This window comes from Jiangella rhizosphaerae, from assembly GCF_003579925.1.
In the GTDB taxonomy this organism is placed as follows: domain Bacteria; phylum Actinomycetota; class Actinomycetes; order Jiangellales; family Jiangellaceae; genus Jiangella; species Jiangella rhizosphaerae.
On the sequence record NZ_QUAL01000123.1, the window covers coordinates 25,183 to 33,054 of the forward strand.

The window sequence follows — 7,872 nt, forward strand, 5'->3', positions numbered from 1 at the left end:
CGCCCATGGAGCTGCAGACCGCACGTGAGATCAAGGCCGAACTCCGCCGGCGGACGACGGCGCTGGCCGCCCCGCCCCGTCCGCACACCCCCACCGGCGGCGTCGCCGTCGGCGTCTGCGTCGTGGGCCCCGCCACCTACGGTGTCGCCGTCCGCACGTTCGGCACGTCCGACCTGGCCGCGGCGGTCGTCGAGGCCGGTCGCGAGCTGGCCGGCGACGAGTGCGACGTCCGCGACGTCGGCGTCGTCCGCGCCCACCAGTGGGACGCCGCTGAGCTGCAGCAACGGCAGCGGCCGCTGCGCCCCGGCCTGTCGGTCTCGCATCTGAACGTGACGGCGGGGACCATCGGCGCGTTCGTGGTCGCCTCCGACGCGCCGGACGACGTGCTGGTGCTGTCGAACAACCACGTCCTGGCCGACTCCGGCCGCGGCACGGCCGGCGACGCCGTCGTCCAGCCCGGCGTGGCCGACGGCGGCACGGTCGCCGGCGACCGCATCGGCGTCCTCGCCGGCGTCGTCGCCCTCGACCCGGTGGTGCCCAACCTCGTCGACGCCGCGACCGCCCGCCTCGACGACGGCGTCGAGATCTCCGCCGGCTACCCGGCCGGCGAGCTCACCGGCTGGGTCGCCGTCACCGACGACGTCGAGGTCGAGAAGGCGGGCCGCACCACCGGAGTGACGCGCGGCCGGGTCAGCGCCATCGAGGTCGACGGCATCAGCGTCCAGTACCCGTCCGGCGTCCTCGACTTCGACGACCAGATCGAGGTCACCGGCACCGGCACCGGTCCGGCCGGCTTCTCCTCCGGCGGCGACAGCGGGTCGCTGGTCTACCGCCCCGACACCCGCGAGGCGGTCGGCTTGCTCTTCGCCGGCAGCGACACCGGCGGCCCCGACAGGCAGGGGCTGACGTACTGCAACCCCATCGGCACCGTGCTCGACCGGCTCGGCGTGCGCCTCAGGCTTCGCTGATTCTCAGCGGCAGCGTGGCAGCGGACCGCCTTGGCAAGCCTCACCGTCGCGCAACATCGGACATATCGGACAAGTTTGCGACGACCAGCATTGCCAAGGCCCGCGGCCCTGTCTCGGTGCTTGTGGACAGCGATGATCATCGACGATCGCCTACATCACGAGGATTACCTGAGCGTCAACACCCCTACAGGCCTGGTGATGCTCGGGTGATCCTCGTGATGGCTCCGGAATCACGGTGATATCTCGCCAGGTGGACGCTCCACGACACTAACGCCACCCAGAACGGGCCGACGCCCGAGCCGGCCCCGTCGCCGCTCTTCCCCCGTCCCCCCGATAGCTGCGGCCAAGACAATCGGGCAGCAGGGGGACGGGACCAACGCAGCGGGGACGGGACCAACGTCACCTCACGACCAACGCGGCACCTCGCGGCGGGCGTCAGATGGCGGCGATGTCGCGGGGGGCGCGCTCGGCCCGGGCGAGCGCCCGCAGGACCGCCGGTGCACTGTGCTTGCGCACCGACAGGGTCGTCAGCAGGTCGAACACCGGGCGCAGCGCCGCTTCGGGCAGCGGCGGCGTCTCGACCCCCACGCTGACGGCGAGGTCGTCGTCGTGGACGGCGATCTCGAGCAGCCGCGTCGTCAGATAGTCGTCGAGGGTGAGCGACCAGCGGCCGGCGAGGTGCACGAGCCGGCCGGCGGGCTCCGCGGACAGGCTGGCGCGCAGATCCGCCAGCGTGTCCGTCGTCCGCACCACCAGCGCCTCCGGCCCGCCCGCGGCGGCCGTGTCGCCGCGCTCGCGGATCGCGACGTTGGTCTCGGCGTCGAGGCCGGCGCCGATCCAGGTGGACCGCGTGTAGTGGTCGAGCAGCGCGGCCGGAGGCTCGTCGGGCACGGGCGTGGCGAGCACCTCGGGCACCGCGAGCACCTGCCCGGCGAGGTGTCCGGCCAGCCCGCCGACGGTGAACGCCTCGAGCGCGCTCGGCTCGTCCCAGTGCGCGGCGACCGCCGGGTCGCGGAGCAGGTCGAGCGCCGTCGACGCCGCGTCGAGGTACAGCTGCCGCACCGTCATGCCCACCACCCTACGGTCGGCCGGAAGTGCGATGATCCCATCATGGCAACACCCGAACCCTTCGACGCCGTCGACGTCATCCGGACCAAGCGCGACCGCGGCGAGCTGTCCGACGGGCAGATCGACTGGGTCGTCGACGCGTACACGCGCGGCGTCGTCGCCGACGAGCAGATGTCGGCGCTGGCGATGGCGATCCTGCTCAACGGCATGTCCCGGCGCGAGATCGCCCGCTGGACCGACGCGATGATCCGCACGGGCCGGCGCATGGACTGGTCGGCCGTCGACCGTCCCACCACTGACAAGCACTCGACGGGCGGCGTGGGCGACAAGATCACGCTGCCGCTGGCGCCGACAGTGGCCGCGTGCGGCGCCGCGGTGCCGCAGCTGTCCGGGCGCGGGCTCGGCCACACCGGCGGGACGCTGGACAAGCTGGAGTCGATCCCGGGCTGGCGGGCGTCGCTGAGTGCGGACGAGATGCTCGGCGTGCTGCGCGACACCGGCGCCGTCGTCTGCGCGGCCGGCGACGACCTCGCACCGGCGGACAAGAAGCTGTACGCCCTGCGCGACGTCACCGGCACCGTCGAGGCCATTCCGCTGATCGCGTCGTCGATCATGAGCAAGAAGATCGCCGAGGGCACCGGTGCGCTGGTCCTCGACGTCAAGGTCGGATCGGGCGCGTTCATGAAGGACGCCGCCTCCGCGCGCGAGCTGGCCGAGACGATGGTCGCGCTCGGCACCGACGCCGGCGTGCGCACCGTCGCGCTGCTCACGAACATGGAGACGCCGCTCGGGCTGACGGCCGGCAACGCGCTGGAGGTCCGCGAGTCCGTCGAGGTGCTCGGCGGCGGCGGACCCGACGACGTCGTCGAGCTCACCGTCACGCTGGCCCGCGAGATGCTGGCCGCGGCCGGGCTCGACGGCGGCAAGGATCCGGCCGACGCGCTGAAGGACGGGTCGGCGATGGACGTGTGGCGGCGGATGATCGCGGCGCAGGGCGGCGACCCGTCCGCCGCGTTGCCGCGGGCGCGCGAGACGCACACCGTCCTCGCCCCGGCCGACGGCGTGCTGGCGCGGCTCGACGCGTACCAGGTCGGCGTCGCGGCCTGGCGGCTCGGCGCCGGACGCGCCCGCAAGGACGAGGACGTCCAGGCCGCCGCGGGGGTCGAGCTGCACGCCAAGCCGGGCGCGGTCGTGCGGGCCGGCGAGCCGCTGCTGACGCTGCACACCGACGAGCCGGCCCGGTTCGACCGCGCGCTCGAGGCGCTCGACGGCGGCTACGTCATCGCGCCGGCGGGCGGCCGGCCCGACCTGCCGCCGCTGGTCATCGACCGCGTCGGCTGACGCGTCCGCACCCGGCGCCCCCACGAAAGGACTGCCATGGTCAGACTGATCGACGCGCCGGCCCGCATCCCGGTGCCCGGCGGCAAGGTCATCGACGAGTACGTCGGCCGCTTCGCGACGCAGAACGGCGCGGTCTCGGTGGCGCGCATGCAGGCGCCGCCCGGCTGGGACGAGCCGGCCCAGGAGCCGGAGTTCGACGAGATCACACTGGTGCTGAGCGGCAGCGTCGTCGTCGAGCACGACGGCGGCAGCACCACGGTCGCCGCCGGGCAGGCCCTGTTCACGGAGGCCGGCGAACGGGTCCGGTACACCGCCGGCCCCGACGGCGCCGAGTACGTCGCCATCTGCCTGCCGGCGTTCGCGCCGGACCTGGCGCACCGCGAGGAGTGACGGTTCGGGCCGCGGCTGTACCAGTACAGTTGCGGGCATGGCAGCCGAGGACGTGATCGCCGGCCGCACGTCGCGGGCCATCGCGGACAGCGTCGAGGCGGCCATCGAGGCCGGCCGGCTGGCCGAGTCCGAGCCGTTGCCGTCGGTGCGCGGTCTGGCGGCGCGCCTCGGCGTCAGTCCGACGACGGTGTCCGCCGCCTATCGCGACCTGCGGCTGCGCGGCGTCGTCACCAGTGAGGCCGGCCGCGTCACGCGGGTCGGCGTCCGGCCGGTCAGCCGGGCGCAGCAGTACGGGCCGGTCGGGCCCGGTGTCCGCGACCTCAGCGACGGCAACCCCGATCCCGAGCTGCTGCCCGACGTCGCGGCGGCGTTGCGGGAGCTGGAGCTGCCGCGGTTCCTGTACGGCGCGCCGTCGGTGCTGCCGGAGCTGGCCGAGATCGCGACGGAGCAGTTCGGCGACCTCCCGGGCTGGCTGCGCACCAACGCGGGGCCGGTCGCCGTCGTCGGCGGGGCGATGGACGGCGTCGAGCGGGTGCTGGCCAGTCGCGCCCGGCCCAACGACCGCGTCGCCGTCGAGGATCCCGGCTATCCCGGCGTGCTCGAGCTGGTCCGGTCGATGGGCATGGTGCCGGTCGGGGTCGCCGTCGACGACGCCGGCCCGGTGCCGTCGTCGCTGGCCGCCGCGCTCGCCGGCGGGCCGGTCGCGTTCGTCGTCACCCCGCGGGCGCAGAACCCGACCGGCGCCGCCGTCGACGGCGGCCGGGCGCGCGAGTTGCGCACCGTCCTCGACGACCACCCGGACGTGCTGGTGGTGGAGGACGACCACGCGTCGCTGATCGCCGGCGCGCGGTACGTCTCGGTCTGCGTCGGCCGCCGGTCGTGGGCCATCGTCCGGACCACCAGCAAGGTGCTCGGGCCGGACCTTCGCACCGGCTTCCTGCTCGCCGACCCGCGCACCGCGCGCAGGGTCGCCGAACGGCAGCTGGTCGGGGCCGGCTGGGTCAGCCACCTGCTGCAGCACCTGGTCGTCCGGCTCTGGTCCGACGACGACGTCCGCACCGGCGTGCGGCTGGCGGGCGACCTCTACCGCGCCCGCCGTGAGTCGCTGCTGTCGCGGCTGGCCGAGCGGGGGATCGCGGCCCGCGGCCGGTCCGGGCTGAACGTCTGGGTGCCGGTGCCGCACGAGGTCCCCGTCGTGCAGGCGCTGCAGAGCCGCGGCTGGGCGGTCCGCGCCGGTGAGCCGCACCGCACGCACAGCGAGCCGTTCGTCCGCATCACGACGGCGACGCTCAGGTCCGGCGAGGCGGACCGGCTGGCCGCCGACCTCGCCGCCGTGCTGGGCCGGTCGCGCCGGACCCGCCTGGCGTGACGGCTCAGCCGGTGGCGCCGAGGCCGAGGACGTCGGCCATGAGGGCGGCCACCTCGCGGTCGCGGCCGTGCGTGCCGGCCGCCAGCGACGCCTGGACGCGGCGCTGCGTGCCGACCGGCTTGTTCTGGCTGAGCTTGAACGTGCTGCGGACGTCCTCGGCGGTGAGCTCGAAGGCGACGATGCCGGCCAGCAGTTGGTCGACGTAGTCCAGCGACGGCGTGGGGTCCCAGCCGGTGCCGGCGTACGCCTCGGTCGCGGCGATGCTGGCCATGATGATCGCCAGCGCCTCGTCCCGGTCGTCGACGACGCGGACCGGCCCGCTCACGTGCACGGCGGCGTAGTTCCACGTCGGGACGTTGGGCCGGTCGCCGTCGTACCAGGTGGGTGAGACGTAACCGTCCGGGCCGAGGAACACGGCCAGGGCCGAGCCCGCCGTCCGCAGCGCCGCACTCTGCGGATTGACCTTCGCCAGGTGACCCACGATCGTCCCGCCCTGCAGCGGTTCGCCGTCGGCCGGCGGGCTCCCGTCAGGGCCGGGCCCGCGCAGCATCGGGACGTGCGTCGCCACCGGTGCCTCCCTGGCCCCGCCGCAGACGATCAGGCCGAACGGGTTCTCGCGGACCAGCCGGCCCTCGCGGTCCGGCGAGTCGGCGCGGAAGTGCCGGGGCGTGTGCATGGGGGCTCCCAAGGAGTGTCAGCCGATCGGTGCAAACTGTACTGGTACGGTTGCTGCGACCGTAACGCAACAGTCGCGGAACTGCCAGACTGTGCCCGCGACGACGGACGACGTGGAGGTGCGGTGGAGCTCGACCTGCTGGTGACCGGCGCCCGGATCGTCACCATGGATCCCGCCCGGCCGGCGGCCTCGCGCCTCGGTGTCTGGCGCGGCCGCGTCGTCGGGCTGGACGAGGAGATCGACGGCCTGCGGGCGCGGCGCACGGCCGACCTCGACGGCGCCACCGTGCTGCCCGGCTTCGTCGACGCGCACAGCCATCTCGCCTGGACGGGCATGGCCGCCGCCCTGGTCGACCTGTCGGAGTGCCGCACCCGCGACGCCGTCCTCGACGCCGTCCGCCGGGCCGCCGCGGCCGTCCCCGGCGACGGCTGGGTCGACCTCGCCGGCTACGACCAGCGCCCGCTCGGCGCTCACCTGACCCGCGACGACCTCGAGGCGGCCGCGCCCGGTCGCCGGCTCTACATCCGGCACACCTCCGGGCACGCCTGCCTGGTCTCCGACGCGGTGCTCGCCACCGTCACCGACGACGAACTGGCCGCGGGCGGGCCGGGAGTCGTCCGCGACGCGACCGGCCGGCCGACCGGCCTGCTGGAGGAGGGCGCGATGGCGATCGCCCGCGCCCGGCGGTTGCCGTACAGCCTGGACGAGATCGTCACCGCCGTCGAGACCGCCGGCCGCGAGTGCCTGTCGCAGGGCATCACGATGGTCGCCGAGGCCGGCATCGTCACCGACCTCGCCGGCTCCTCGCCGGTCGAGCTGGCCGCGTACCAGGTCGCCCGCGAGCAGGGCCGGCTGCCGGTCCGGGTGCAGGCGATGGTGCCGGCGGCGATGCTGCGGCCGTCCGGCGCGGCGCCCGGCGACGGCATCGCGCGCGCCATCGACCTCGGCCTGCGCACCGGCCTCGGCGACGACATGCTGTCCATCGGCGCACTGAAGCTGTGGCTGGACGGCGGCATGATGGCGCGCACCGCGGCGCTCACCGAGCCGTACGTGACGCCCGACGGCTCCGACGGCGGCCTCGGCCAGCTGGCCTTCGGTGACGACGAGCTGGCGGCGCTGATCCTCGACGCGCACCGGGCCGGGTGGCAGCTGGCGATCCACGCCATCGGCGACGCCGCGATCGACCAGGCCGTCGCCGTCGTCACCGCGGCGCAGGCGGCGCACCCGCGGCCCGGCGCCCGGCACCGCGTCGAGCACTGCGGGCTGGTCCGCCCCGAGCAGCTGCCGCAGCTGGCGCAGGCCGGGCTGACCGCCGTCGTGCAGCCGACCTTCCTGCACGCCTTCGGCGACGACTACTCGGCGATCATGGGGCCGAAGCGCAGCGGCTGGATGTACCGGGGCCGGTCGTTCCTCGACCACGGCATCCCGCTCGCCGGCAGCTCCGACCGCCCGGTGGCCGACGGCGCGCCGCTGCGGGCCGTCCAGTTCATGGTCGAGCGGACCAGTGCCGGCGGCGCCCCCGTCGGGCCGGACGAGGCGGTCACCGTCGACGAGGCGCTGGCCGCCTACACGACCGGCAGCGCCTACGCCTGCCGCGTCGACGACGTCGCCGGCAGCCTGTCCGCCGGCAAGCTCGCCGACCTCGTGGTGCTCGGCGCCGACCCCCGCTCCGTCGAGCCGTCGCAGATCGCGGCCATCCCGGTCGTCGCGACGGTGCTCGGCGGCGAGGTCGTCCACGGAGCCATCTGAGCTCCGCTCCGGGTACCCCCTACGGGAGGGCCCCTACGCCCAGCGACGTAGGCGGCGGCTCGGCTCCAGGACCGATGTGCGGCCCGCGCCGGGCTGGGACCGTGGAGTCATGGTGTTCAGGACGCTCGCGACGGGCGCGTTCGTCGTCGGCAGCCCGGCGCCGGCCGATCCCGGCGCCGAGCCCGCGGAGTCGCCGTCGTCGCCCGGACCGGCCGACGGCGAGCGCGAGCCGGACGCCGTCGCGGGGAAGTGAGACACCGGCGGGGGTGACCGGACGGCGAGAGCGCCGGGCTCGCGGGGGTCGAGCCCGG

8 protein-coding genes are annotated in these 7,872 nt (G+C 75.1%); 6 read left to right on the forward strand and 2 right to left on the reverse strand.

All coding sequences use genetic code 11. The features are described 5' to 3' along the window. Positions 1-5: 5 nt before the first annotated feature. A complete protein-coding gene (locus DY240_RS12745) occupies positions 6-968 on the forward strand; it encodes a hypothetical protein (protein ID WP_119660254.1) in 963 nt (320 codons plus the stop codon). A 435-nt stretch (positions 969-1,403) separates the two neighbouring features. Here the strand turns inward: DY240_RS12745 and DY240_RS12750 are convergent, their stop codons facing one another. Then, positions 1,404-2,036 carry a maleylpyruvate isomerase N-terminal domain-containing protein gene (locus tag DY240_RS12750; RefSeq protein ID WP_119660265.1) on the reverse strand — a complete coding sequence of 211 codons (633 nt, stop codon included), beginning with the start codon at positions 2,034-2,036 and terminating at the stop codon, positions 1,404-1,406. Positions 2,037-2,078: 42 nt separating this feature from the next. Here DY240_RS12750 and DY240_RS12755 point away from each other — a divergent pair, with 42 nt between their 5' ends. The 3 genes from DY240_RS12755 to DY240_RS12765 are packed head-to-tail and all read left to right on the forward strand — an operon-like array spanning position 2,079 to position 5,136. Then, positions 2,079-3,377, forward strand: coding sequence for a thymidine phosphorylase (locus DY240_RS12755; RefSeq protein WP_119660255.1), 1,299 nt, complete (start codon positions 2,079-2,081; stop codon positions 3,375-3,377). Positions 3,378-3,413: 36 nt separating this feature from the next. Further along, positions 3,414-3,767: a cupin domain-containing protein gene (locus DY240_RS12760; protein ID WP_119660256.1), complete on the forward strand. Its 354-nt coding sequence runs from the start codon at positions 3,414-3,416 to the stop codon at positions 3,765-3,767. Between the two features lie 37 nt (positions 3,768-3,804). Beyond that, on the forward strand, positions 3,805-5,136 hold the full coding sequence (locus DY240_RS12765) for an aminotransferase class I/II-fold pyridoxal phosphate-dependent enzyme (RefSeq protein ID WP_119660257.1): 1,332 nt from the start codon (positions 3,805-3,807) through the stop codon (positions 5,134-5,136). A gap of 4 nt (positions 5,137-5,140) precedes the next feature. Here DY240_RS12765 and DY240_RS12770 read toward each other — a convergent pair whose 3' ends face one another. Next, positions 5,141-5,812 (reverse strand): FMN-binding negative transcriptional regulator, encoded by a 672-nt coding sequence (locus tag DY240_RS12770; RefSeq protein ID WP_119660258.1) that lies wholly within the window; start codon positions 5,810-5,812, stop codon positions 5,141-5,143. Between the two features lie 165 nt (positions 5,813-5,977). Here DY240_RS12770 and DY240_RS12775 point away from each other — a divergent pair, with 165 nt between their 5' ends. Together DY240_RS12775 and DY240_RS31930 are read left to right on the forward strand one after the other, a co-directional pair. Further along, on the forward strand, positions 5,978-7,561 hold the full coding sequence (locus tag DY240_RS12775; protein ID WP_119660266.1) for an amidohydrolase: 1,584 nt from the start codon (positions 5,978-5,980) through the stop codon (positions 7,559-7,561). Between the two features lie 109 nt (positions 7,562-7,670). Further along, entirely contained in the window at positions 7,671-7,814 is a 144-nt protein-coding gene (locus DY240_RS31930) for a hypothetical protein (protein ID WP_158602834.1), read from the forward strand. The last annotated feature ends 58 nt before the right edge of the window (positions 7,815-7,872 follow it).